Annotated in this window: 21 protein-coding genes; 4 read left to right on the top strand and 17 right to left on the bottom strand. The window is 67.6% G+C overall.

Annotation, left to right across the window (positions count from 1 at the left end; genetic code table 11):
* Window positions 1-49: 49 nt before the first annotated feature.
* From tatC to dop, 9 genes are all read right to left on the bottom strand, one after another.
* On the bottom strand, window positions 50-1,045 hold the full coding sequence (tatC, locus tag P3L18_RS09390) for a twin-arginine translocase subunit TatC (RefSeq protein ID WP_276113944.1): 996 nt from the start codon (window positions 1,043-1,045) through the stop codon (window positions 50-52).
* Between the two features lie 11 nt (window positions 1,046-1,056).
* Complete coding sequence (gene tatA / locus P3L18_RS09385; protein WP_014360029.1) at window positions 1,057-1,329, bottom strand: Sec-independent protein translocase subunit TatA; 273 nt, start codon at window positions 1,327-1,329, stop codon at window positions 1,057-1,059.
* 90 nt (window positions 1,330-1,419) lie between these two features.
* Window positions 1,420-2,427, bottom strand: a complete 1,008-nt coding sequence (locus P3L18_RS09380) for a WYL domain-containing protein (protein WP_079929712.1) — start codon at window positions 2,425-2,427, stop codon at window positions 1,420-1,422.
* On the bottom strand, window positions 2,427-3,425 hold the full coding sequence (locus tag P3L18_RS09375) for a WYL domain-containing protein (protein ID WP_006370166.1): 999 nt from the start codon (window positions 3,423-3,425) through the stop codon (window positions 2,427-2,429). Before P3L18_RS09375 ends, P3L18_RS09380 begins: the two co-directional genes overlap by 1 nt.
* 16 nt (window positions 3,426-3,441) lie before the next feature.
* Window positions 3,442-4,800, bottom strand: a complete 1,359-nt coding sequence (gene pafA / locus P3L18_RS09370; RefSeq protein ID WP_014360026.1) for a Pup--protein ligase — start codon at window positions 4,798-4,800, stop codon at window positions 3,442-3,444.
* Between the two features lie 84 nt (window positions 4,801-4,884).
* A complete protein-coding gene (gene prcA / locus P3L18_RS09365; protein ID WP_006370161.1) occupies window positions 4,885-5,700 on the bottom strand; it encodes a proteasome subunit alpha in 816 nt (271 codons plus the stop codon).
* Window positions 5,697-6,566, bottom strand: a complete 870-nt coding sequence (prcB, locus tag P3L18_RS09360; protein ID WP_006370160.1) for a proteasome subunit beta — start codon at window positions 6,564-6,566, stop codon at window positions 5,697-5,699. The genes prcA and prcB overlap by 4 nt, the downstream gene beginning before the upstream one ends.
* A complete protein-coding gene (locus P3L18_RS09355; RefSeq protein WP_006370159.1) occupies window positions 6,563-6,754 on the bottom strand; it encodes a ubiquitin-like protein Pup in 192 nt (63 codons plus the stop codon). The genes prcB and P3L18_RS09355 overlap by 4 nt, the downstream gene beginning before the upstream one ends.
* A gap of 257 nt (window positions 6,755-7,011) precedes the next feature.
* Window positions 7,012-8,511 (bottom strand): depupylase/deamidase Dop, encoded by a 1,500-nt coding sequence (gene dop / locus P3L18_RS09350; protein ID WP_006370158.1) that lies wholly within the window; start codon window positions 8,509-8,511, stop codon window positions 7,012-7,014.
* Between the two features lie 159 nt (window positions 8,512-8,670).
* Between dop and glgP the strand changes: the two genes are divergently transcribed.
* A complete protein-coding gene (gene glgP / locus P3L18_RS09345; RefSeq protein WP_276113943.1) occupies window positions 8,671-11,226 on the top strand; it encodes an alpha-glucan family phosphorylase in 2,556 nt (851 codons plus the stop codon).
* 33 nt (window positions 11,227-11,259) lie between these two features.
* On the opposite strand, the gene P3L18_RS09340 is transcribed toward glgP, so the two are convergent.
* The 3 genes from P3L18_RS09340 to P3L18_RS09330 form a co-directional block, all read right to left on the bottom strand.
* The gene (locus P3L18_RS09340) at window positions 11,260-13,812 is read right to left on the bottom strand and encodes an FHA domain-containing protein (protein ID WP_006370156.1); all 2,553 of its coding nucleotides are present in this window, start codon (window positions 13,810-13,812) and stop codon (window positions 11,260-11,262) included.
* 193 nt (window positions 13,813-14,005) lie between these two features.
* On the bottom strand, window positions 14,006-15,871 hold the full coding sequence (gene arc, locus P3L18_RS09335) for a proteasome ATPase (protein WP_276113942.1): 1,866 nt from the start codon (window positions 15,869-15,871) through the stop codon (window positions 14,006-14,008).
* Window positions 15,872-16,044: 173 nt separating this feature from the next.
* Window positions 16,045-16,875: a tRNA (adenine-N1)-methyltransferase gene (locus P3L18_RS09330; protein WP_006370154.1), complete on the bottom strand. Its 831-nt coding sequence runs from the start codon at window positions 16,873-16,875 to the stop codon at window positions 16,045-16,047.
* A 191-nt stretch (window positions 16,876-17,066) separates the two neighbouring features.
* Here P3L18_RS09330 and P3L18_RS09325 point away from each other — a divergent pair, with 191 nt between their 5' ends.
* Window positions 17,067-17,981, top strand: a complete 915-nt coding sequence (locus P3L18_RS09325; protein ID WP_276113941.1) for a RecB family exonuclease — start codon at window positions 17,067-17,069, stop codon at window positions 17,979-17,981.
* Window positions 17,982-18,010: 29 nt separating this feature from the next.
* On the opposite strand, the gene P3L18_RS09320 is transcribed toward P3L18_RS09325, so the two are convergent.
* Window positions 18,011-19,633, bottom strand: a complete 1,623-nt coding sequence (locus tag P3L18_RS09320; protein WP_276113940.1) for a PE-PPE domain-containing protein — start codon at window positions 19,631-19,633, stop codon at window positions 18,011-18,013.
* A 263-nt stretch (window positions 19,634-19,896) separates the two neighbouring features.
* On the opposite strand from P3L18_RS09320, the gene P3L18_RS09315 reads away from it, so the two are divergent.
* Window positions 19,897-20,730, top strand: coding sequence for a thioesterase family protein (locus tag P3L18_RS09315; protein ID WP_276113939.1), 834 nt, complete (start codon window positions 19,897-19,899; stop codon window positions 20,728-20,730).
* 30 nt (window positions 20,731-20,760) lie between these two features.
* Here P3L18_RS09315 and hisG read toward each other — a convergent pair whose 3' ends face one another.
* From hisG to P3L18_RS09295, 4 genes are all read right to left on the bottom strand, one after another.
* Complete coding sequence (hisG, locus tag P3L18_RS09310; RefSeq protein WP_026920137.1) at window positions 20,761-21,609, bottom strand: ATP phosphoribosyltransferase; 849 nt, start codon at window positions 21,607-21,609, stop codon at window positions 20,761-20,763.
* Between the two features lie 69 nt (window positions 21,610-21,678).
* Entirely contained in the window at window positions 21,679-21,942 is a 264-nt protein-coding gene (locus P3L18_RS09305; RefSeq protein WP_006370149.1) for a phosphoribosyl-ATP diphosphatase, read from the bottom strand.
* 6 nt (window positions 21,943-21,948) lie between these two features.
* Window positions 21,949-22,632, bottom strand: a complete 684-nt coding sequence (locus tag P3L18_RS09300; RefSeq protein WP_079929705.1) for an HAD family phosphatase — start codon at window positions 22,630-22,632, stop codon at window positions 21,949-21,951.
* A 51-nt stretch (window positions 22,633-22,683) separates the two neighbouring features.
* A complete protein-coding gene (locus P3L18_RS09295) occupies window positions 22,684-24,219 on the bottom strand; it encodes a hypothetical protein (protein ID WP_276113938.1) in 1,536 nt (511 codons plus the stop codon).
* A gap of 131 nt (window positions 24,220-24,350) precedes the next feature.
* Here P3L18_RS09295 and P3L18_RS09290 point away from each other — a divergent pair, with 131 nt between their 5' ends.
* The gene (locus P3L18_RS09290) at window positions 24,351-25,274 is read left to right on the top strand and encodes a manganese-dependent inorganic pyrophosphatase (RefSeq protein ID WP_276113968.1); all 924 of its coding nucleotides are present in this window, start codon (window positions 24,351-24,353) and stop codon (window positions 25,272-25,274) included.
* Window positions 25,275-25,288: the final 14 nt, after the last annotated feature.

The raw sequence follows: 25,288 nt of genomic DNA, 5'->3' as shown, positions 1-25,288 counted from the left end.
GCAGCTCCGTCGTGGCCCGGTGAGACGTGGCCGGTGAGAGGTCGGTGGGTCAGAGGATGTCGTCGAAGGTGGATGCGTCGCGCACCCGGGCACGCGGCGTGCCCTGCTCGGTGGGGCGGCTCCCGGTGCTCACGCCGACGGCCGGCTCCAGCCGCGAGGCCACCGGCGGCGCGGACGGCGCGGGGATCATGCTGGCCTGGTCGTCGGACAAGGCGTCCCACTCCTGGGTGCGGCGGGTCTTGCGGCGATCGTTGACGCGGGCGATCTGGATGGCGACCTCGAGCAGCACCGTCAACGCCAGGGACAACGACAGCATCGTGAACGGGTCCTGGCCGGGGGTGACGATCGCCGCGAAGACGAACATGGTGAAGATGAGCCCGCGACGCCACGCCTTGAGCTTCTGATAGCTGACGACCCCGACGAGGTTGAGCGCGACGATGAGCAGCGGGAGTTCGAAGCTCACGCCGAAGATGATCAGCAGGTGGATCATGAAGCCGAAGTACTGGTCACCGGCCAGAGCGGTCACCTGCACGTCGTTACCGACGGTCAACAGGAAGTGAAAAGCCTTGGCCACCACCAGGTACGCCATCACGGCGCCACCGACGAACAACACCGCCGCCGCGGAGACGAAACTCATCGCGTACTTGCGTTCGTTGGCGTGCAGGCCGGGGGTCACGAACTGCCAGATCTGATACAGCCAGACGGGGCAGGCCAGCACCATGCCGGCGGTCAGCGCGACCTTCAGACGCAACATGAACTGGTCGAAGGGGCCGGTCGCGAGGAGCCGACAGCTACCGTCGGCGGTCAGCGTCGCCCGGGTCGACGGCGGCAGCGAACAGTAGGGTTCGCGCAGCAGATCGCCGAGGGATGAGATGCCGGGGATGCCGTGCGAGTACCAGATGAAGCCGACGATCGTGGTGACGACGATGGCCGCCATCGCCACGAGGAGTCGGTACCGAAGCTCCTGCAGATGCTCGACCAACGGCATGGTGCCGTCGGGGTTGAGCTTGCGTTGTCGCTTACGCGGGTCGAGTGGGATCCGCACGCCGTACGCGCCTAGGCGGACTTCTTCGTGTTGTCGGCCGGCGCGTTCGGAGCGGCCGCGTTGTGCGTCGGCGTCTCCGAGGAGGTCGGCAGTTCACGCGGCGGGGCGGGTTCGGCTGCGGTCGGTCGGGTCTCCCCGTCCTTCTGCATCTCCTGCACTTCGCTCTTGAAGATCCGCAGTGACTGGCCAAGTCCGCGTGCGGCGTCGGGCAGCTTCTTCGATCCGAACAACAGCACCAGAACCACCAGCACGATGACCCAGTGCCACCATGACATTGCACCCATTGAACTACCTTTCCCCGTCATTTCTCGGCCCGAGCGCCATCGTACCCCGCACCCCGGGCCGCCCGTCACCGCAAGTGCGACGACTCGTGATCACGCCCCCGCCGGGCCGGTCGTATAGCGAGCCCGGGCGCGCGCGGCCTCGACGCCGATCGCCGTCGCCATGTCGGCGTCGTCGACGACGCGCACACGCCCACCGAATCCGAGGAGGAAGCGGGTCAACCAGTCCGCCGAGCCGTAGACCAGGCGAGCCCGGACCGGCGCGGACGGATCGGGCCGATTCTCGATCGGTTCGAGTGGTTCGACGGTGTAGTAGTCGAGAATCCACAACTCCGAGGAGTCGATCTCGATGTCCACCGACGGAAGGTCCGGGTTCTCGGTGAGAATCGGCGACTGCACGGTGTGGCGTGCCTGATCGGGCGGTGCGGCCGGTTCGTCGAGCATCACCGCCTCGTCGATCCGGTCGAAGCGGAACAGCCGGACGCCCTCGCTCTCGCGGCACCACGCCTGCAGATAGGTGTGACCGTCGACGGCCTGCAGCGAGATCGGGTCGATGATCCGCCGGGTCACCACGTCGCGGCTCGCCGAGTAGTAGTTCAACGCCAGGGCACGGCTCGACCGCACCGCCTCCCGAACGATGCGATAACGGGGTGACTCGGTGAGGTCGTCGCCCGAGGCCGAGGTGAGAGGTGCGAGTCCGGAACCGCCCGCGGCACCGGGTGCCGGGGCGCCGACCGCCTGCTCGATCTTGGCGATGGCCCGCCCGGCCGCTTCGCGGTCGAGAACACCCGGGGTGTCGACGAGCGCACGCAATGCCACCAGCAGGATGCTGGCCTCGGTCGGGGTGAGCCGCAACGGCCGGTCCATCCCCGCGGTGAATCCGACGTGTACGTGTCCCTCACTGAACTCGACCTCGATGAGATCGTCCGGGTAGTAGCCCGGCAGGCCGCAGACGAACAGTTGCTCGAGGTCCTTGGTCAGCTGGCGCTCGGTCACCCCGAGATCGGCCGCCGCCTGATCGATCGAGATACCGTCGTGGGCAAGGAAATACGGGACGAGCGCAAGCAGGCGGCTCAATCGGGACGGTGCAGCCTGGGCCATCAGGCGCTCACCTGCGTCAGGGTGTCCAGAGCATCGATGACGATCTGCCTCAGTTCCGGTGGCGAGAGCACCACTGCGTCGGCGCCCGCGCCGAGCACCATCCGCGCGAGACCGGTCAGCGAGCCGATCTCGATGTCGAGGATGTCGCCGGGTTCGCCGTCGTGGTCCTGCGCGGTCTGGCCGGTCGCATGTCGCCGTAGGCCCGCGGCGCGCCCATGCGCCACCCATACCCGCGCCGTACGGCCGTCGGCTCCGGCTGCGGATTCGACCGCCGAGGCCACAATCGCCTGCAGATCGGTGCCGTCGGGGACGGTCACCGAGCCCGGCTCGCCGACAGCCGTCACGTCGGTGAGCCGGCTCAGCCGGAAGGTGCGGGTGTCGGCGCGGTCCCGATCGTGGCCGACGACATACCAGCGGCCCCGATGGGTGACCACACCCCACGGTTCGAGGGTCCGCGGCATCCCCACCGATCCCGATCCGGCCCGGTAGGTGAAAGTCACCGCGCGTTGCGCCTCGATCGCCGGCAACAACGCACCGAGGGTCGCCTCACTGCCCATCGACCTCGCCGAATCACCCGCGGAGACGCCGATCTCGTCGTCGGCGCGGACGTCGAACCCTGCGGCCCGCAACTTGAGGACCGCGGTCTGCGAGATGGCCGAGATCTCCGGGGTGTCCCACAGCGTGGCCGCCATCGCGATCGCCGCGGCCTCGTCCCGGTCGAAGGAGATGTCGGGCAACTCGTAACTGTCACGATTGATGCGATACCCGTCGAGCCCCTGCCCCATCGCCGAGGGCCCGGTCACCAGCGGAATGCCCAACTCCCGCAACTCGGTCTTGTCGCGTTCGAACATCCGGTTGAATGCCTCGGCCGACTGTCCGTCGTCGTGGTAGCCGACCACATTGCGTCGGATGTACTCGGCGGTGACGAACTGCTTGGTCGCCAGCAGGCAGATCACCAGATTGAGGAGCCGCTCGACCTTCGAGACCTTGGTTGCCACCCGTCGAGCCTACGACTCACATGGACGCGATCAGGCGATCGACGCGCTCGTCGACCGACCGGAACGGGTCCTTGCACAGCACCGTTCGTTGCGCCTGATCGTTCAGTTTGAGGTGGACCCAGTCGACGGTGAAATCGCGACCCGCCTTCTGCGCCGCGGAGATGAAGTCGCCACGCAGTTTGGCCCGGGTGGTCTGCGGCGGTTCGTTCACCGCGGTCTTGATCGCCTCGTCGGTGGTGATCCGGCGGACCAGACCCTTGCGGGACAGGACGTCGAAGACACCGCGACCGCGTTTGATGTCGTGGAAGGCCAGGTCGAGTTGCGCGATCTTCGGGTCGGACAGATCCATCGAGTACCGGTCCTGGTAGCGCTCGAACAGCTTGCGCTTGATCACCCAGTCGATCTCGGTGTCCACCCCGGAGAAGTCGCCGCTCTCCACCGCGTCGAGCATCCGGCCCCACAGATCGACGACCATGTCCATCTCCGGATCCGGGCGCCGGTTCACCAGGTGTTCGACGGCCCGCGCGTGATACTCGCGCTGGATGTCCAGGGCGCTGGCCTGCCGACCACCGGCGAGCCGGACCGGGCGACGCCCCGTGGGGTCATGGCTGACCTCGCGGATGGCACGAATCGGGTTGTCCAGGGCGAAATCCCGGAACACCACGCCGGCCTCGATCATCTCCAGCACCAATGCCGCCGAGCCGACCTTGAGCAGCGTCGTCATCTCCGCCATGTTGGAATCGCCGACGATGACGTGCAGCCGCCGGTACTTCTCGGCGTCGGCGTGCGGCTCGTCGCGGGTGTTGATGATCGGGCGGGAGCGCGTGGTCGCCGACGACACACCCTCCCAGATGTGCTCGGCGCGCTGCGACAGGCAGAAGGTCGCCGCCTTCGGGGTGGCCAGCACCTTCCCCGCGCCGCAGATCAGCTGCCGGGTCACCAGGAACGGCAACAGCACATCGGAGATGCGGGAGAACTCGCCCGCCCGCACCACCAGATAGTTCTCGTGGCATCCGTAGGAGTTGCCGGCCGAATCGGTGTTGTTCTTGAACAGGTAGATGTCACCACCGATGCCCTCGTCGGCCAGGCGCTGCTCGGCGTCGATCAGCAGATCCTCGAGGACGAGTTCACCCGCCCGGTCGTGGTTGATCAGCTGGACCAGACCGTCGCATTCGGCGGTCGCGTACTCCGGATGCGACCCGACGTCGAGGTAGAGCCGCGCGCCGTTCTGCAGGAACACATTCGACGACCGGCCCCACGAGACAACCCGCCGGAACAGATAGCGGGCCACCTCGTCCGGACTGAGCCGACGATGACCGTGGAAGGTGCACGTGACACCGAATTCCGTCTCGATGCCCATGATTCGACGCTGCACGTGATCAACCCTACCCGCGCGCCGCCCCGGCGACCTGCCGGACGCGCGACGCGAAATCCCCATCCGCAGCCGGGAAGAAAGTGCTCACTGCGGCGCAGGATCGGTGGAACCCGCGGTGGACTCACCCGGCTCATCCGAGGTGCCGACGCCATCAGTGCCGACGCCATCGGTGCCGGCTCCGTCGACACTCGCGAGCAACTCCGCGACGCGTGCGGCGGTGAGCCGCTTGAACGCCCGCCGGGGCCGATTGCGGTCGAGGATCGCGACCTCGAGATCACCCGGCGTGAGTTCCCGGGGCGTGGCCGCGGCACCGTTACCCGTGTCGGTGGGGGTCGCCAGCGCGGCGACAGCCACCGAGAGTGCATGCGCGAGATCGAGATCCGCCGCATAGCTGTCCTTGAGGGCGGCCGCGATGGATTCGGTGGCACCGCCCATCACCAGGAACCGCGTCTCGTCGGAGATCGAGCCGTCGTAGCCGATCCGGTACAGCTGCGAGGGCTTCGGCTTACCGGGTCGGGCCACCTCGGCGACGCAGAGTTCGACCTCGTAGGGCTTGGCCTGTTCGGTGAACACCGATCCGAGTGCGTTGGCATAGGTGTTGGCCAGGCTCAGCGCCGACACATCGTTGCGGTCGTAGCTGTAACCACGCATGTCCGCGAGCTGGATCCCGGCCTTGCGCAGACTCTCGAACTCGTTGTACTTACCGACGGCGGCAAATCCGATGCGATCGTAGATCTCACTGGTCTTGCGCAGCGTGTTCGACGGGTTCTCCGCGACGAACAGCACACCGTCGGCGTAGGTCAGGATGACCACACTGCGGCCGCGGGCAATACCCTTGCGCGCCAACTCCGAGCGGTCGCGCATGATCTGCTCGGCACTTGCGTAATAAGGAAAGGTCACCGCGGATCTCCTTCGTGCTCGGCGGCGCGGCGGTCGATGATCGCACGCGCGGCCGCCTCGATGGCCTCCGAGTCAACCTCGTGGGCACCCTGCGCACCCACCACGACCGCCAGCGGGAAGATCTTGCGAACCAGGTCGGGACCACCGGTGGCGGTGTCGTCGTCGGCAGCGTCGTAGAGGGCCTCCACGGCCACCGCCAGCGCGCCGTCGGCGTCGAGATCACGGCGGTAGAGCTTCTTCAGCGACGATTTGGCGAACACCGATCCGGAACCGATGGCGGTATATCCGCCGAACTCCTCGTGACGGTCGCCCGCGACGTCGAAGGAGAAGATCCGACCGCGCTCGGTCGGGTCGTCGTGATCGATGTCGTAACCGACCAGCAGCGGGATCGCGGCCAGACCCTGAAGCGCCGCACCGAGATTGCCGCGCACCATCGAGGCCAGCCGGCTCACCTTGCCGTCCAGCGTCAGCGGCACACCCTCGATCTTCTCGTAGTGCTCGAGCTCCACGGTGAACAACCGGATCATCTCGATCGCGATACCCGCGGTACCGGCGATACCGGCCGCCGAATACTCGTCGGTGATGTAGACCTTCTGCACATCCCGCGTGGCGATGAGATTGCCCATGGTCGCTCGCCGGTCGCCGGCGAGCACCACCCCGCCCGGATAGCTGACCGCCACGATGGTGGTGCCGTGCGGGATCTCGGAGGTGTCGGTGGCGGCACTCATGTGCTGTGCTCGCGCCCCCGGCAACTGCTCCGGAGCGTGCACCCGGAGGTAGTCACTGAACGAAGAGATGTCCGCGCCAAGGGAAAGAGCCGGTCGCCGTACGGGATTGGGGAACAGTGAATCGAACCCGTCGCTCACTGGCCGCCCTTCTGGACATAGGCACGCACGAAGTCCTCGGCGTTCTCCTCGAGCACGTCATCGATCTCGTCGAGCAGATCATCGGTGTCCTCGGTCAGCTTCTCGCGACGTTCCTGACCCGCACCGCCGTCCGAGCCGAGATCGTCGTCGTCCCCGCCGCCGCCGCGCTTGGTCTGTTCCTGCGCCATCTGCACTCCTTAGCTCTGCGGCGTCTCCGCCGCCGCGTGTGTTCTGCGCCTCGAGCACCGCTCTTCGTCGTCAGCGACAACGCTCGCTTCGCTCGCTGGTCGCTTCCTCCTGCATCGCGGCGCGGCGCAGAACACCGTGTCGGACACTCTGCCCGGTGGCCGGGTGTCCCGCCTGCACACCGAACAACGGTGTAGACCCACACTACCGGCGGCGCCGGGATTGCGGCGGACCTAACACACGAAAATCCGACCACTCGTCAGGTCGTCAGCTGCTCAACGAGGTCGGCTGCGGAGTCGACGGAGTCGAGGAGCTTGCCCACGTGGGCTCGGCTGCCGCGCAACGGCTCCAGCGTCGGGATACGCACCAACGAGTCGCCGCCGAGATCGAAGATCACCGAATCCCAGCTCGCCGCGGCGACGTCGGCGCCGAAGCGTCGCAGGCACTCACCACGGAAGTAGGCGCGGGTGTTGGTCGGCGGTTCGGTGATCGCCCGCGTCACCTGAGCCTCGTCGACCAGACGTTTCATCGATCCGCGCGCGACGAGCCGGTTGTAAAGACCCTTCTCCAGGCGCACGTCGGAGTACTGCAGATCGATCAACTGCAGGCGAGGCGCCGACCAGCCGAGGCCCTCGCGCTGCCGGAAGCCCTCCAGGATCCGCAGCTTCGCCGGCCAGTCGAGGATGTCGGCGCACTCGAGCGGATCCCGTTCGAGACGGTCGAGGACATCGGCCCACGTGGCCAGGACGTGCATGGCCCGCTCGTCGTCGGAGTGTTCCCGCTCGTGGAACCCGACGCACCGGTCGAGATACTCACGCTGCAGCGCCAGGCCGGTGAGTTCGCGCCCGTCGGTCAACGCGACGGTCGCGGCCAGGCTCGGATCGTGACTGATCGTGTGCACCGCCTGCACGGGGCGCGCGAGTTCGAGGTCGGAGAAATCGACCCCGGCCTCGATGAGATCGAGCACCAGCGAGGTGGTGCCGACCTTGAGGTAGGTGGCGGTCTCGGCGAGATTCGCGTCGCCGATGATGACGTGCAGACGCCGATAGCGTTCCGGGTCGGCGTGCGGCTCGTCACGGGTGTTGATGATCCCGCGTTTGAGGGTGGTCTCCAGCCCCACCTCGACCTCGATGTAGTCGGAGCGCTGCGAGAGCTGGTATCCCGCCTCGTCGCCGGACTGTCCGATGCCGACGCGGCCGGAGCCGGTGATCACCTGACGCGAGGCGAAGAACGTCGTGAGACCGCCGATGACCGCGGTGAACGGGGTCTCCCGGTTCATCAGATAGTTCTCGTGGGTGCCGTACGAGGCACCCTTGCCGTCGATGTTGTTCTTGTAGAGCTGCAGACGCGGGGCGCCGGGCACACTCGCGACGTGGCGTGCGGCGGCCTCCATGACCCGCTCCCCCGCCTTGTCCCAGATCACCGCATCCATCGGGTCGGTGACCTCGGGCGCGGAGTACTCGGGATGGGCGTGATCGACGTAGAGGCGCGCGCCGTTGGTGAGGATCATGTTCGCCGCCCCGATCTCGTCGGCGTCGATGATCGGTGCCGGACCCGAGCCGCGGCCGAGGTCGAATCCGCGCGCGTCACGCAGCGGCGACTCCACCTCGTAATCCCAGCGCGTGCGCTTGGCGCGGGGCACCCCCGCGGCCGCGGCGTAGGCCAGCACCGCCTGGGTGGAGGTCATGATCGGATTCGCGGTCGGGTCCCCCGGAGCCGAGATACCGTACTCGACCTCGGTGCCGATGATTCGCTGCATGCATCCGAGCGTAGAGGTCGGAGGCCGACGCCACCGATCCCACCCACCTGGGCATCGTTGGTCGGCACGCATGCACCGTGTGTCGGGATCGGGACGAGCTGATGAACGCCCGCCCCGCTTGCGGTGCGTCCGGTCGCCGACGTCGGTAGCGTCTACGCCGTGAAAGCCTTCCGCCGGTTCACCGTCCGCGTACCGCTCCCGGCCCCGCTCGCCGACCTCGACGTCCTGGCCCGCAATCTGCGCTGGGTGTGGCACAGCGACACCCAGGATCTGTTCGCCACGATCGACCCCGATCTGTGGCAGTCCTTCGCCGATCCACTACGCCTGCTCGCCGAGGTCGATCCGGCGCGACTGGCCGAGCTCGCCGACGACGACGGCTTCCGCGGTCGGCTCGAAGCACTGCGCGCAGAGCTCGACACCTATCGGGCCGAACCGCAGTGGTTCGGCCGTCAGGAACGCGACGGGGTGCCGATGCCCCCGGGTATCGCCTACTTCTCGATGGAATTCGGCATCTCCGAGGTGCTGCCGATCTACTCCGGCGGCCTGGGCATCCTGGCCGGCGACCATCTCAAGGCGGCCTCGGATCTGGGCCTGCCGCTCATCGGGGTCGGCCTGTTCTACCGCTCGGGCTACTTCCGGCAGAGCCTCTCGCACGACGGGTGGCAGATCGAGCGATACCCCGTCAACGATCCGGGGCTGCTGCCGCTGGACCTGCTGACCGACGGCGAGCATCCGGTCGACGTGACCGTGTCGATGCCCGGCGGACGCACCCTGCACGCCCAGGTCTGGGTCGCGACCGTGGGCCGGATCCCGTTGCTGCTGCTCGACACCGACATCCCGGCCAACGACGACGAACTGCGTTCGGTGACCGACCGGCTATACGGTGGCGACCAGGATCATCGGATCAAACAGGAGATCCTGCTCGGCATCGGCGGGGTGCGCGCCCTGCGCGCCTTCATCGCGGCCACCGGCCGCCCCGAGCCCACGGTGTTCCACATGAACGAGGGACATGCGGGCTTCCTCGGCGCCGAACGCGTGCGCGAACTCGTCGAGTCGGGCCTCGACGTCGGCTCCGCGGAGTCGGTGGTGCGCGCGTCCAACATCTTCACCACCCACACCCCGGTCCCCGCAGGCATCGACCGTTTCGGCAAGGACCTGGTCTCGTTCTACCTCGACGCCGACCCCGGTGGTGGGTCCCGGTTGCTGCCCGGCCTGTCCGCGGCGACGGTCCTCGAACTCGGCAACGAGGGTGATCCCGGCGTGTTCAACATGGCGCACATGGGTTTTCGGCTCGGCCAGCGGTCGAACGGGGTGTCGCAGCTGCACGGCGAGGTCAGCCGAGAGATGTTCGCCGGGCTCTGGCCGGGCTTCGACGCCGACGAGGTGCCGATCGGGGCGATCACCAATGGCGTGCACGGCTTCACGTGGGTCGCGCGCCCCTGGCGCGAACTCGTCGGCGCCGACGAGGACTCGGCGGCATCCCGGTACGCCGAATTGTCGGCGGCCGATCTGTGGAAGACCCGGCAGACGCTGCGCGGCGGGCTGGTCGACGAGGTCCGCCGACGCGCACACGCCAGCGGCCGGGACCGCGGATTCAGTGAGGTCGAATTATCCTGGACCGCTGATCTTTTCGACCCCGAGGTGCTGACCATCGGCTTCGCGCGCCGCGCCGCGACCTACAAGCGGCTCACGCTCATGCTGCGCGATCCCGACCGTCTCAAGCGCATCCTCACCGACCCGCAGCGTCCGGTGCAACTGGTCATCGCGGGCAAGGCGCACCCGGCCGACGACGGCGGCAAGGCGCTCATCCAGCAGGTGGTGCGTTTCACCGAGGACCCGGCGATCCGCGATCGCATCGTGTTCCTGCCCGATTACGACATCTCGATGGCGCGGCACATCTACGCCGGCTGCGACGTCTGGCTCAACAACCCGGTGCGGCCGATGGAGGCCTGCGGTACCTCGGGGATGAAGTCGGCGCTCAACGGCGGCCTGAATCTGTCGATCCTCGACGGATGGTGGGACGAGATGGCCGACGGCGAGAACGGCTGGGCCATCCCGTCGGCCGAGGGCGTCACCGACGAGAACCGGCGCGACGACCTCGAGGCCGAGGCACTGTATTCGCTACTGGAGAACTCGGTCATCCCGTTGTTCTACGCGCGTGAGACCAGCGGCCTGCCCGAGCGATGGGTCGAGATGGTCCGGCACACGCTCTCGGTTCTCGGTCCGAAGGTGCTCGCGTCCCGGATGGTTCGTGACTACACCACCGAGCTGTATGCGCCTGCGGCCCAGTCATTCACGGCCGCGGTCGCCGACGACTACGCGGCCGCCCACGACCTCGCCGCCTATCGCAGGCGCGTCGAGGCGGCGTGGCCGTCGGTGATGATCGCGGGGCTCGACGAGTCCGGCGACCCGGGTGCCCGGCAACTACAGCTGACCGCCCAGGTCGGTCTCGGCGGGATGGCTGCCGACGAGGTGACGGTCGAAGCGGTTCTCGGTCGGGTCGACGACGCCGGCGACATCGTCGAGCCGACCGTGTCGCCGATGAGCCCGGCCGGTGGTCCCGACGCCTCGGGTCGGGTGGCCTTCACCACGACGATCACCCCGCACCGTTCCGGTGTGCTCGGTTACACCGCGCGTGTGTTGCCGCGCCAGCGGCTGCTCGCCGACGACGCCGAACTCGGACTCGTGCGGTACCCGGCGCCGGCCGGCGGGTGAGAGAGACGGCTCGGAGACCCCCGCGTCTGCGGCTCAGCGCTTCTTGAGCCGCAGACGCGAATAGGTGAACACATACAGGATCACCGCGATCACCAGCAGCACCCCGAACGCCAGTCCGGCGTGAGCGGGTGAGGTCTGCCAGAGTGAGACCTTCTGGGTCGCGTCGGGATTGATCGTGGGCAGATCGACTGCGCCCGCCGACGCCACGTAGCCCCAGTACGACGGGAAGATCCACGAGAGCTGTTGTAGGCCGGGCTTGTCCAGCGCGAACAGGCCACCGCAGAACACCAACTGCACCATGATGATGATCACCAGCGGTGGCATCGCCTGCTCCTGCGAGCGAACCGCCGCCGAGATCGCCAGACCGACCAGGGTCGACACGCACGCCAGCGCGGCGATCGCGACGAACAGGGCCACCGGCGGCGGCACCAGCGGACCACCGAGATGCGGCAGCCCACGGCCGGCGAAGGTGATCGCGACCATCACCGCGCTCTGCAGCATCGCGGTGCAGAAGAACACCACCACCTTGGCCCACAGGTAGGCGCCCGGTCGCAGCCCGACCGCCCGTTCGCGTTCGAAGATGTCGCGCTCGCCGACCAGGTCGCGCATCGTCAACGCCGCACCCATGAACGCCGCCCCCACCACCAGCACGACGAGGATCTGCACCGCCTCGACCGGGTCCTTGGCCGCCGGACGCGGCGGGATCAGGTTGGGGTCGGCGGCCATCTTGGCGTTGAATCCATCGCTGCCCGGGATGACCAGCGTCAGCAGGCCCAGCACCACCGGCAGCAGGACCAGGAACGCCAGGTAGCCGACGTCGGCGAAGATCAGGCGTATCTGCCGGCGACCGATCGTGCTCGACTGTCGCGTGAAGCTGGTCTGCGGCACCGGTATCGGGGGCCCCGGCGGTCGCGGCGGTGGTGGTGGTGTCGGCGCTCGTCTGCCCTGCAAATAGCGCATGTGCGCGGTGTCGGGGGCATCGGCGACGAAGGCGAAGATCTCCGCCCAGTCCGAGGTGCCCATCGCGGCACCGACCTGTGTCGGCGGTCCGCAGTAGGCGGTCTTTCCGCCCGGCGCCAGCAGCAGCACCTGGTCGCACATCGACAGATAGGTCAGCGAGTGGGTGACCACCAGGACCACGCGGCCGGCGTCGGCGAGGCGGCGCAGCGTCGACATCACCTGGCGGTCGAGGGCCGGATCGAGGCCGGAGGTGGGCTCGTCGAGGATCAGCAGCGAGGGCCCGGTGAGCAGTTCCATCGCCACCGACGCGCGTTTCTGCTGGCCGCCGGAGAGCTTCTCGACGCGTGTGTCGACGTGCTCGGTGAGCTGCAGCTCGGCGAGCACACCGTTGATCACGTTGTCGCGGTCGGCTTTCGACAAATCCGGCGGCAGACGCAGCTCGGCGGCATAGCGCAGGGCCTGGCGCAGGGTGAGCTTGTGGTGCAGGACGTCCTTCTGCGGCACCATGCCGATCCGGGTGCGCAGCGAGTCGTATTCCTCGTGGACGCTGCGGTTCTCGAAGGTGACCCGCCCGCTGGTCGGCGAGTTCAGCCCGGCGACGATGCGCGAGACCGTCGACTTGCCTGCACCCGAGGGGCCGATCACCGCGGTCAGCGATCCGGGTCGGGCCGAGAACTCGACGTCCTGCAGGAGTTTCTTACCCCCGTCGACGACGAGGCTCACACCGTTGACCTGAAGGCCACCGGCGACCACATCCTGGGACTGGCCGCGCATCAGGCTTCCGCCGGACACCACGAAGTCGCTGTTGCCGATGGTGACGACATTGCCGTCGGTCAGCCGAACCCGTTGCACGCGTTGGCCGTTGACATAGGTACCGTTGACGCTTCCCAGGTCTTCGATGTACAGACCGTCGGGTCGGGACAGCACCCGGGCGTGATGGCGCGAGGCGAGTACGTCGCTGACGACGATGTCGTTGTCGGGGGTGCGGCCGATCGACTGTGAGCCGGCCAGCGAGATCGTCTCGCGGCCCGGACGTTCGGCGCGTCCGGGCAGCTGGTAGATCGCCGAGACGTTCTGCTTGAGTGCCTGCAGGTGCGGCGCATCGGCGAGTTCGGCGGGCATCGGCGCGACCGCCCCGGGTTCGTAGGAGCCGGGCGCCGGCACACGCATCGGTATCCGAGCAGAACCTGCAGCGACCGGTCGTGGACCGGATCCCGCCGGGCCGGGCGGGGCAGGAGGTGGGCGTCGTGGGGGTTGCGGCGGAGGCGGGACCGGCGAACCCGGCCGCGCGACGGCGCCGTACGGCTGCCCGGCGGGGCCCGCCGCCGGCGGGGCGTCGAGCGCCACCTCGACGAGCGGGCCGGTGGTCGCGTCACCGAGCCGGAAGCCCGCGCCGCCGGTCAGTGGCAGTTCGGACACCCGTTGCGGACCATGGAAGAAGCCGTTCGTGCTGCCTGCGTCGACAGCCCACCAGCCGGTCCCCCGCCACTCGATCGACAGGTGATGCCGAGAGACCAGCGGGTGGTTCACGACGACGTCGTTGTCGGGGGTACGGCCGATACGAACCCGTGGCGAATCGCCCAGTCGGTGCGTGATCCCGGCGACCGTCAGCCGGCCGGGGATCATCGAGACGCTGCTGTTCATCACCGACAGACTCTAATGCGTCCGAGGCCACCCGTCCCCGCCTCGTCGTGTGCATGACGGACAAATCGGGGGTGTCGGCGAAAGGTGCCGACGAGACAGGTGGGGGTCGGACGAGAGCTGCCCACTCCCGAATCGGGAGTGGGCAGCGCCGAGCCGGTCCCGGACCGGTGTCGACCTAGAGGTACTGGCCGGTGTTGGTCTCGGTGTCGATGGCGCGGCTCGCGCCCGAACTCTTGCCGGTGACCAGCGTTCGGATGTAGACGATCCGCTCGCCCTTCTTGCCCGAGATCCGGGCCCAGTCGTCGGGGTTGGTGGTGTTGGGCAGATCCTCGTTCTCGGCGAACTCGTCAAGGATCGAGTCGAACAGGTGCTGCACCCGCAGACCCGGTGCGCCGGTGTCCAATTGCGACTTGATGGCGTACTTCTTGGCCCGGTCGACGACGTTCTGGATCATCGCACCGGAGTTGAAGTCCTTGAAGTACATGACCTCTTTGTCGCCGTTGGCGTAGGTCACCTCCAGGAAGCGGTTCTCATCACTCTCGGCATACATGCGCTCGACGACCTTCTCGATCATCGCGTTGACGCATGCGGTCCGGTCGCCTCCGAACTCACCGAGGTCGTCGGCGTGCACCGGTAGTGACTCGGTGAGGTACTTGGAGAAGATGTCGATCGCCGACTCGGCGTCGGGACGTTCGATCTTGATCTTCACGTCGAGTCGTCCCGGCCGCAGGATGGCGGGATCGATCATGTCCTCACGGTTGGAGGCACCGATGACGATCACGTTCTCGAGGCCTTCGACACCGTCGATCTCGCTGAGGAGCTGCGGGACCACGGTGGTCTCCACGTCCGAGGAGACACCGGAGCCACGTGTCCGGAAGATCGAATCCATCTCGTCGAAGAACACGATGACCGGGGTCCCCTCCGACGCCTTCTCCCTGGCCCGCTGGAAGATCAGGCGGATGTGTCGCTCGGTCTCGCCGACGAACTTGTTGAGTAGTTCGGGGCCCTTGATGTTGAGGAAGTAGGACTTGGCTTCCTTGGCGTCGTCGCCGCGCACCTGGGCGATCTTCTTGGCGAGCGAATTGGCCACCGCCTTGGCGATCAGCGTCTTACCGCAGCCGGGAGGACCGTAGAGCAGCACACCCTTGGGCGGACGCAGCGCGTAGTCGCGGAAGAGATCCTTGTGCAGGAACGGCAGCTCGACGGCGTCGCGGATCTGCTCGATCTGCCGACCGAGGCCACCGATGTCCTCGTAGCCGACGTCGGGCACCTCCTCGAGCACGAGATCCTCGACCTCGGCCTTGGGGACGCGCTCGAAGGCGAAGCCCGCCTTGGTGTCGATGAGCAGGGAGTCACCGGGGCGCAGCTTGCGACGCTTGCCGTCCTCGCCGTCGACCTCGCCACGTAACGGCTCGGCCAGCCACACCACGCGCTCCTCGTCGGCGTGCCCGACGACGAGTGCGCGGTTGCCGTCACCGAGAACCTCACGCAGCGTGCTGATCTCGCCGACCGAATCGAAGTCGCAGGCCTCGACGATCGTCAGCGCCTCGTTGAGGCGCAGGGTCTGACCCTTGTGCAGCACCTCGGTGTCGATGTTCGGCGAGCACGTCAGGCGCATCTTGCGCCCCGAAGTGAACACGTCGACGGTCTGGTCCGGATGGATCTCGAGCAGCACGCCGTAACCACTCGGGGGCTGTCCGAGCCGGTCGACCTCTTCGCGCAGGGCGACGAGTTGCTGACGCGCCTCTTTCAGGGTTTCGAGGAGCTTGGCGTTGCGGGCGGTGAGGTTGTCGACGCGATCCTGGAGATCCTTCGGATCCGACGCCCGGGTGAACGCCGAGCGCTCCCGTTCCGCACGCGCCGCGGCCAGAGGCGGGGTGTAGGCAGGGGTGAACGTCTCCCCCGCATCGACGTCGCGCGTACGCGCGGGGTCGACGTCGCGCGTACGCGCGGGGTCGACGTCGCGCGCATGCGTGGACTCGCTCGGGTCATTGCTGCCCGTGTTCTCCACCGAGGCTTCATGGCGATCAGATTCGGTCATTACTGACTCCTCTCCCCGGCAATCGCTCCCAATGGAGCGCTTGCGCCGTAACACCACGCTACCGGCAGGAGAGAAGAATCGCCGTGCACTGTGCGAGGAGAGATGTTGATGGTGTGTTAAATGTGCGTCTTCGCAACGTATTAGCGATGTTTCCGGCGCGGCGGTGCGCGGATTCAGCCCCGCGTGGGGCGCCGTTGCGGCCGGAGCGTGGTGGTGCCCTCGGCCAATCGTCGTGCCGTGATCAGAAACGCGGTGTGTCCTTGCATTTTGTGTTCGGGCCGGACCGCGAGGCCGACCGCGCTCCAGTCACGTACGAGCGACTCCCAGGCCCGAGGCTCGGTCCAGCACTCCTGGTCGCGCAGCGCCTCGATGACACGCGACAATTGCGTGACCGTCGCCACATAAACCGTCAAGACTCCGCCTGGTTTCATGATCGAACGCACCACATCGAGCGGCTCCCACGGCGCGAGCATGTCGAGGATGACGCGATCGAATTGCTCGGTGACGGCGATATTCGCCAGATCGTCGATCACCAGCGACCAATTCGCCGGATGGCCGCCGAAGAACGTCTCGACATTGCGCTGGGCATGCTCGGCGTGATCTTCGCGGATCTCGTACGAGGTCACCTCGCCACGCTCGCCGACGGCGCGCAACAACGAGCAGGTCAACGCACCGGACCCGGCACCGGCCTCGAGCACTCGCGCACCGGGGAAGATGTCACCTTCGGTCACGATCTGCGCGGCATCCTTGGGGTAGATGACCTGTGCACCGCGGGGCATCGACAGGACGTAGTCGACGAGGAGCGGACGGAGCGCCAGGTATTCGGTTCCGCTCGTCGCCGCGACGATGCTCCCCTCGGGCGCGCCGATGAGGTCGTCGTGTGCGATCGCACCGCGGTGGGTGTGGAACTGTTTCCCGGTTTCCAGGATCACCGTGAACTTGCGGCCCTTGGCGTCGGTGAGCTGGACCCGGTCCCCGACGACGAACACGCCACTCGACGCCATCAGGTGGTGCTCTCGCGCAGCATGGGGGTGTTCCTCTCGGGGCTGGTGTTACATGTGTTGTCTACTGTGGCAGGACGTTTCCACTGTCGAGGATGTGGTCCCCCACCGCGCGCGGCGCTTGTCACCGACGCTCGCGGCGTTTGTCGCCGATGTACTCGGGTTTGTCACAGCCGCGCCCTACCCTGCCAAATGTGACGACCACAGTTTCTCCCGGGTCCACCCAGGCCACTGCTGCACCCGCCCCGGCCGCGGGCGGCCCGACCCCGGACGAGGTGTCCGCGCCGGGCTCCGGGCGCGGTCTCGTCGGTCGGCCGTTGGCTCTGTCACCCTCTCGTGCCGCCGACTTCAAACAATGCCCGCTTCTCTATCGCTATCGTGCGATCGACCGGTTCCCGGAGACACCGACGAAGGCCCAGACCCGCGGAACCGTCGTCCACGCCGCACTCGAGAACCTCTTCGACATGCCGGCGTCACTGCGCACCCAGGAGTCCGCGGACTTTCTCGTGGAGGGGGCCTGGGCGGCGCTGTGCGAGGCCGATCCGACGCTGGCCGAGTTGATCGGATCCGGCGATCACGAGGCCTTCCTCGCCGAGGCGCACGGACTCATCGAGAACTACTACCGGATGGAGAATCCGACGGCCTTCGATGCGGCCGCGGTGGAAGAACACGTCGAGATCGAGGCCGATGACGTGCTCATGCGCGGTTTCATCGATCGGATCGACATCGCACCCACCGGGGAGATCCGGGTGGTCGATTACAAGACCGGTCGCGCGCCCGGTGAGGCGTATGAGGCCAAGGCGCTGTTCCAGATGAAGTTCTACGCGCTGGCGATCCTGCGGATTCGGGGGGTGGTCCCCGCCCGTCTGCAACTGATGTATCTGTCCGACGGGCAGGTGCTCACCTACACCCCCGATCGCGACGAGCTCGAGCGTTTCGGCCGCACGTTGTCGGCGATCTGGCGGGCCATCCGGGCAGCCGTCGCCTCCGGCGACTTCCGGCCGCGTCGATCACGCCTGTGCCGGTACTGCGAACATCACGAACGGTGCCCCGAGTTCGGCGGCGAGATTCCCGAATACCCCGGTCCACCACCGGGTTTCACGGCCTGAGCCGACGCTCGGCCGGGTGGTGTGTCAGATCACCCGGCGTTGGTGGCGCCCGAAGCGCCGTCGCCTGAGCCCCCGTCACCTGAGCCCCCGTCAGTTGCGTCGGCCGTGCCTGTTGTTGCCGTCCCTGTCGTACCCGAGGTCACGGTGTCGGCGTGCCGACCACTGCCCTGCAGGCGGTGCCGTCCCCCGCCCTGTTCGGGCTGATCGGCCGGGGACTGCTCCCCCGTCCCGGCGCTCCCCGTCTGGGTGGTTCCCGTCTGGGTGGTGGACGTCTGGTCGCCGCCGGGCGCCTCGGGTGCTCGATGTCGCCCGGCGGTCGTCGGTGCAGTGAGCGCCGAATCCTGTTGGGGTGCAGTGGTCTCGCTCGGCGCGACGGCCTGACTCAGCGGTGCGGTCTGGCTCGGTGGCGCGGGCTGGCTCGGTGGCGCGGTGTCACCCAGCGGCGCCGCGGTGTCGGGTGCGGATGCGGTCCGGGCTTGTGGCGACGACGCCGTGCGTTGGTCCGGGCTGATCACGACCGGTACGGCCGCGTTGTCGACGGCGGGGCCTTGCAGCGGATAGAAGGCGTTGTTGACCTTGTCCCAGCGCGCGACGTCGGCGGTGTCGTAGCCGATCCCGAGTTCGTCGTTGACCAGCATCGCCAGCATCGTCAACGGATGGTGATCAGGCTGATAGACGAGGTAGGTGGTGTTGCCGTCCTGGCTGTACAGCGTGGTCGGTTCCTGGCTGTAGTCGATCAGGTCCCCGTAGTTGTCGGCGCCCATGCCGGAGTGGATGGTGATGAAGCCTGCCGCGTCGACGAGGAGCGAACTCACCGGCCGATACCAGACCCACTGGAAGTTGGCGACCGGATCACCCACCACGATCACCGAGGTCACCGGCAGTTGGTCACCCGTCGCGCCCGGATCGCGAGCACCGTTGGATTCCGCACCGAACGCCTCGAAAAACGCCCCCACCAGCGGTTGCTCGGCGGCCCAGGCCTTCAACCCCCACGGGGAGCGCGGATCGGAGATGAGAATGATGTGCGAGCTGGCCGTGTCGATCGAGCCCGAGCCGACGGCCTGTTCGGCAGCGTTGCCCAGCGCTTCGGCGCCCTGGGAGTAGCCGGTGTAGACGACGTGGGGCGCGGTGGGCGCAAGCTTCTGAAACTCTCGCATCACCGTCAGATTGTTGGCCACCGCGATATCGCGCGACTGGTCGTAGGTCGGCGCGAAGATCGGGAGCACTGCGCCGGACCGTCCCGAGGTGAGTGGCGCAAGTGCTTCGGGATAGTCGATGACGATGGTCTCGCGCCCGGCGCGCATGCCCTTGATCCGTGGGTACAGCGTGCCGTCGTCGGTCCCGGGTGTGACAACGATGATCGCGGAGCGGTCGGCATGGGGGTCGCCGACCGACAGCCAATCGGGACACGGATCGGGAATCGGGGTCGTGGCCCCGGACTGATCGCCGGATGAGTCGCCTGCGGGCGCAACCGGACAGTCGTCCGGTGTTGCCGCGCGCACGACACCCTGGTCTTCCAGCCATGCGATGGTGCCGTCGACTCCGGCACCGGCTGCGGCAGTGGTCGCCGACAGGGTCATCGGTACGACCGCACCGAGACACAGCGCGCATCCGGCGGCCGTACTCGCGACCGCCTTTCGTACTCCGTACAAGACGTCTTCCCCTCGATCGATCACCGCGTGGACGTCGCGGATCCACCAGGGCTCCCATCAATGAGTCATGTTGCCCGCTGTTCGTGATCAACATGCTCGGATCGACGGTGGTGAACGAAGTTCATCCTGGACGTTTGACCGGTCGAACTCGGTGCAAATCCACGAAGATTCATCCGATCGGACGAACAGTTGCGATCGTTCAACCGACTTCGACTCCCGGCCTGTACCCACCCCGGAGCGGACTATGCCGACTCACATAGGCTGTGGTCGTGGAGACCAGTTACTACGTTCCGGAGGGTCCGGGTTCGGACGGGTTCGAATACTTTCGACCGACGTCGGCGACCATCAGTCCGTGGTCGTCGGACATCCAGCACGGCGGTCCTCCCACCGGACTGTTGATGCGGGCGCTCGAGCACGCGGCGCCGGAGACGTCGATGCACTTCACCCGAGTGACCACCGAGATCCTGGGTGCGGTCGGGCTCGAGATGAATCGGGTTCGGGCGCAGGTGATCCGGCCGGGCCGCCGCATCAGCATGGTCGCCGCCGACCTCGAGGTCGTCCAACCCGACGGCTCGTATCGTCCGGTGGCCCGGGCGGTGGCGTGGCGATTGCGCGCCCACGACACCTCGACGATCGCGGTGCGTCCCCAGTCGCCGCTGCGTCCGACACCCGAGGACATCGATGTGAAGGTCGGCGTCACCGCGGATAGCTCACTCGGGGTCGACTGGGGCACCGAGGGATTCATCGGCTCGACGGAGTCGGCGGTCACCACGGGCAGGCTCGGCGCCACACCGGCGGTCTGGCTACGGCCGGCGGTCGAACTCGTCGCCGGGGAGAAGATCTCCGATCTGCAATCGATCATGACCGTCGTCGACGTCGCCAACGGCCTCGGCACCCGATTGCGTCCGGACGAGTGGACGTGGATGAACACCGACACCACCGTGCATTTCTCGGCGGTGCCGTCCGGGCAATGGCTCGGCATCGACGCCGAGATGGCCGCGGGCTCCGATGGATTCGGCGCGACCTTCGCCGACCTCTACGACGCGGACGGATTCATCGGACGGTCCGCGCAGACGGTACTGCTCGACGGGCGCTGAGTGGCAACCGGCGGCCTACGCCCGTAAGGCTCAGAACCGGCAGGATCGGATGTCGGAGGCCAGGATCGCCCGCACACCGAGTTCGGAGAGTTCGTCCATCAGGTTCTGGTGGCTCTTGCGCGGTACCATCGCGCGCACGGCGACCCAGTCCGGGTCGGCCATCGGTGAGACGGTCGGCGATTCGAGGCCCGGGGTCAGCGCGATCGCCTGGTCGAAGATGCTGCCGCGGGGGCAGTCGTAGTCGATCATCACGTACTGCTGACCGAACACCACGCCCTGCACACGCTTGACGAATTGTCGTGCGCGCTTGTCGGTGTCGGTTCCGGCACGACTGATCAACACGCCCTCGGAGTCGCACAGCGACTCACCGAATGCGGCCAGTCCGTGCTGACGCAGCGTCCGTCCGGATCCGACGACGTCGGCGATCGCGTCGGCCACGCCGAGCTGGATGGAGATCTCGACCGCTCCGTCGAGGCGGATGATCTCGGCCTCGAGTCCGCGCGAGGCCAGGTCGGCACGGACCAGATTCGGATACGACGTCGCGATCCGTTTGCCTGCGAGGTCGGCGACGGTCCACTCCTGGTCGCCGGGCGCCGCATAGCGAAAGGTGGAGCTGCCGAACCCCATGGCGAGCTCCTCGTCGACCTCGGCGCCCGAGTCGCGCGCGAGATCGCGGCCGGTGATGCCCAGGTCGAGGGTCCCGGCGCCGACATAGATGGCGATGTCCTTGGGACGCAGAAAGAAGAACTCGACGTCGTTGGCGATGTCGAGGACGGTCAAGTCCTTGCTGTCGGTCCGCTTGCGGTAGCCGGCCTCGGCCAGGACGGCGGCCGCCGACTCCGACAGCGCGCCTTTGTTGGGTACTGCGACTCGCAGCATGATCACTCCAGGGGTAGCTGGTGAGCTGAGGGGATGACGGGCGATGGGCCGCGCCGGATCGGGCGCGACCTACAGATGGCGGTAGACGTCGGCCGGCGAGAGACCGCGCTTGATCATCATCACCTGCAACCAGTAGATGAGCTGGGAGATCTCCTCACCGAGCGACTCATCGGACTCGTGCTCGGCGGCGAGCCACACCTCGCCGGCCTCCTCGATGATCTTCTTGCCGAGGGTGTGCACGCCCGCGTCGAGGGCGGCGACGGTTCCGCTGCCGGCCGGCCGGGTTTGCGCCTTGTCGGTCAGCTCGGCGAACAGCTCGTCGAAGGTTTTCACGAGTTCCTATCCTCGCACGTGGGCTGTTTCGAGTTCGGCGAGGGTGACCCCGACGAGCGAGGTCCGGAACTCCCGCAGCGGACCCGGCGGAACCGGCGCCGTCGAGGGCACCACGAGCGTCGTGCACCCGGCGGCGGTCGCCGACGAGGTCCCGGTCGGCGAATCCTCGACCGCGCGGCATCGGCGGGCGTCGACCCCGAGGAGCTCCGCCGCCCGCAGATACGGATCCGGTGCCGGCTTGCCCGTGGCGACCTCGTCGCCGCACACCGTGACGGCGAAGAACCGCCGGTCGAGGGTGTCGAGGGCGAGCTCGGTCAGTTCGCGGACGGTGTTGGTGACCAGTGCCATCGGGATACCGGCCGCGGCGACGAGTTCCAGCGTCTCGCGGGCGCCCGGTCGCCACGGCAGGTCGTCGGCGAACAGTTCGGCGACCCGGTCGAGCAGCCAGCGTTCGTCGCGGGCATGATCACGCTCGGCCGCCGAGAGTCCGGCGGCGTCGTAGACCTTGTCGAGTGCGTCGTCCATAGAGTTGCCCAGCGTCGACTCCCGCAGCTCCGGGGTCATCGGATAGCCGTGTCGCAGCGAGAGCTCGGCGACGGCGACGTCCCACAGGCGTTCCGAGTCGAGCAGGGTGCCGTCCATGTCCCAGAGGACGGCGTCGGGAGTACGACGATCGGCGGTTGTCGGCACGAGAGAATCATCGCCGACGAGCGGTGATCACACCCAATCCGGTGACCCCGGTCACCGGCCGAGGACCGCTCCGCGAGCTCGCCGCAGGGTGTCGGCCACCGCCCAAACAAGCCCGAGCGCGGCCAGCCCCATCATCGACGCGTAGATGCCGAGTGCGGTGTCGCCTCGCCCGGAGGTGTAACCACCGGAGCCACCGTGTCCGCCGGGCGCACCTGCTCCGGTGCCGCCCGGGGCACCACCACCCGGTGCCCCGGCTCCGGGCTGACCACCGGTATCGCCGTGCCATCCGCCGCCCGATCCGCCGCCGAAGCCGTGCTCTCGACCGGGGCCCTGGCCACCGCCGAAGCCCCGACCCCCGCCGAAGCCCTGACCACCCCCGAAGCCCTGGCCACCCCCGGAACCCTGACCACCGAAACCGCGGCCGGCACCGAAGCCCTGCCCCTGATCCCCGCTCAGTGAGGAGTGGTACACACCGATCGCCGCGGCCTGGATGAGAATCGGGATGATCACGAAGCGCAGCGGCAGGTAGAACGCCATGATCACGCTGAGCACTTCTGCCAGGTAGAAGTACCGGTCGTGCATCGCCGGCAGCAGGAACGGCACGATCACCGCCGACGCGGTCGCCACCACGAGGATCGACGCAGGCGTCACCGGCGGCTTCTTCCACACCGACCACGCCAGGAACATCACGATGATCGCCGCGGCGAGTCCGATGCCCAGGCGCGCCAGCCAGGTGGCGTCGCCGGAGATCGGGATCAGTTGGTACAGGTTGGCCGCCCCGAGGGTGAGTTGTTTGTAGGAGTCGGTCTGGTGCAGATATACCGACAGCGCATCGGACCACGGGGCGCCGACCGCCACGGCGGGAAGCACCGCGGCGACGAATACCGCGGGAATCGCGGCGAGGGTGTACCACGGCAACCTGCCGCGTAGCAGCATCCACGCCAGGATCGGCAGCACGAAGACCGCCTGCAGCTTGAACGACAACGACAGTCCGAAGAAGGTGCACGCCCACAACGAGTTCAGGACATACGCCCGGTGGGTGATGCCCACGCGCTGCGCGCGCAGCAAGAAGTAGATGCCACCGACCGCGAATGCCGAATAGATCGCGTCGGCCTGACCCCACCACGCGCTGTTGGCGATCACCGACGGGAGGAACATGATCACGCCGAAAGCCAAGGCACGCAGGGTGAATCGATCGGTGCGCAGGGCGACGATCCGGTAGGCGAAGAAGCCCAGGACGAGATCGAAGGTCACCGAGAGTGCCTTGATGCCGATCAGCGTCGGAGCGTGGACGACGGTGAGCAACCAGATCAGGTAGAGGTAGGGGTAGTTGTAGTCGGCGAACTGCTCTTTGAACGCCCCGAAGCCCTGTGTGTCGAGGGTCTCGTACCAGCGCGACAGAAACGCCCGGTAATCCATCGTCTCCATCGAGTGGAAGTGCCACCGCACGCCGAGCGCAACGGCCACCAGGGCGCCCAGCACAAGCCATCGTGCCCACGTCGGCGCGGTGCGAGAAGGTCCGATGTCGGTCGTCGGTTCGTCTCCGGCATCGGACACCTCGGTGTCCGGAAGGGTCGCAGAGGTCATGACACCAAGGGTGGACACCGAAGCTGGGAGGCCGGTGGACGCACGCTGGGAATCGAATGGCCCCGCCCCCGCGCGCGGCGATCCGCGTAGTGTTCGCCTCGCACACCCCCGGCAACCGTGAGGACGGCGGCATGACGGTTCTCGTCTTCGGACATCGCAATCCCGATACCGACGCCATCGCGTCGGCGCTGGCTCTCGCCGAACTCGAGGTGGCACTCGGAACCGACGCCCAGGCGGTCGCGCTCGGCCCGCCGAATCCCGAAACCGCCCATGCGCTGGCCTCTTTCGCCTTCGGCGCGCCCCGGGTCATCGAGTTTGCACGGCCGGAGACCGATCAGGTGATGCTCGTCGACCACAACGAACGGCAGCAGAGTGTCGCCGACATCGATGAGGTGACCGTGCTGCGAGTGGTCGATCACCACCGCGTGGCCAACTTCACCTCGGTCCTCCCGCTGTATTTCCGGGTCGAACCCGTCGGATGCACCTGCACGATCCTGGCCCGCATGTACGCGGAGAACGAGGTGCCGATCCCCCGCGCGATCGCCGGGATGATGGTGTCGGCCATCATCTCTGACACCTTGCTGCTGCACTCCCCGACCACCACCGATGACGACCGTCGGGTCGCGGCCGAACTCGCCGGCATCGCCGGGATCGACCTCGACACCTACGGCGACGCACTGCTGCGTGCCGGCGCCGCACTCGGCGATCTCGGAGCCGCCGAACTCATCGACCGGGACGCGAAGAGCTACACGCTGGGCACCACGCAGGTGCGTCTGTCACAGATCTCGAGCACCGATCCCACCGAGGTCCTCGACCGGCGCGATGAGTTCCTCGCGGCCATGGAGACCGAGCGCGTCCGGGCGGGTGACGATCTGTTGCTGCTGTTCGTCACCGACGTGCTCCGCGGGGATTCCGAACTCCTCGTGGTCGGCGAACCCGTCGCCGCGGTCGAGAAATCCTTCTCGGTCACCGTCGTCGACGGCCATGCACACCTGCCGGGAGTGGTCTCCCGCAAGAAGCAGGTGGTGCCGCCGTTGACCGCGGCCCTGCGCTGAAACTCGCGCCGTAC

Source organism: Gordonia sp. N1V (genome assembly GCF_029269935.1).
GTDB lineage: Bacteria > Actinomycetota > Actinomycetes > Mycobacteriales > Mycobacteriaceae > Gordonia > Gordonia polyisoprenivorans.
Note: the sequence above shows the minus strand (reverse complement) of the source record. Positions and strands in the feature narration are given on the sequence as shown.

Excerpts from the sequence above, each read along its gene's own strand:
- tatA (WP_014360029.1), bottom strand. The coding sequence starts at position 1,329 with ATGGGTGCAATGTCATGGTGGCACTGGGTCATCGTGCTGGTGGTTCTG.
- P3L18_RS09380 (WP_079929712.1), bottom strand. The coding sequence starts at position 2,427 with ATGGCCCAGGCTGCACCGTCCCGATTGAGCCGCCTGCTTGCGCTCGTC.
- P3L18_RS09355 (WP_006370159.1), bottom strand. The coding sequence starts at position 6,754 with ATGGCGCAGGAACAGACCAAGCGCGGCGGCGGCGGGGACGACGACGAT.
- dop (WP_006370158.1), bottom strand. The coding sequence starts at position 8,511 with ATGCAGCGAATCATCGGCACCGAGGTCGAGTACGGTATCTCGGCTCCG.
- P3L18_RS09340 (WP_006370156.1), bottom strand. The coding sequence starts at position 13,812 with ATGATCCCCGGCCGGCTGACGGTCGCCGGGATCACGCACCGACTGGGC.
- arc (WP_276113942.1), bottom strand. The coding sequence starts at position 15,871 with ATGACCGAATCTGATCGCCATGAAGCCTCGGTGGAGAACACGGGCAGC.
- P3L18_RS09330 (WP_006370154.1), bottom strand. The coding sequence starts at position 16,875 with ATGGCGTCGAGTGGCGTGTTCGTCGTCGGGGACCGGGTCCAGCTCACC.
- hisG (WP_026920137.1), bottom strand. The coding sequence starts at position 21,609 with ATGCTGCGAGTCGCAGTACCCAACAAAGGCGCGCTGTCGGAGTCGGCG.
- P3L18_RS09295 (WP_276113938.1), bottom strand. The coding sequence starts at position 24,219 with ATGACCTCTGCGACCCTTCCGGACACCGAGGTGTCCGATGCCGGAGAC.
- P3L18_RS09290 (WP_276113968.1), top strand. The coding sequence starts at position 24,351 with ATGACGGTTCTCGTCTTCGGACATCGCAATCCCGATACCGACGCCATC.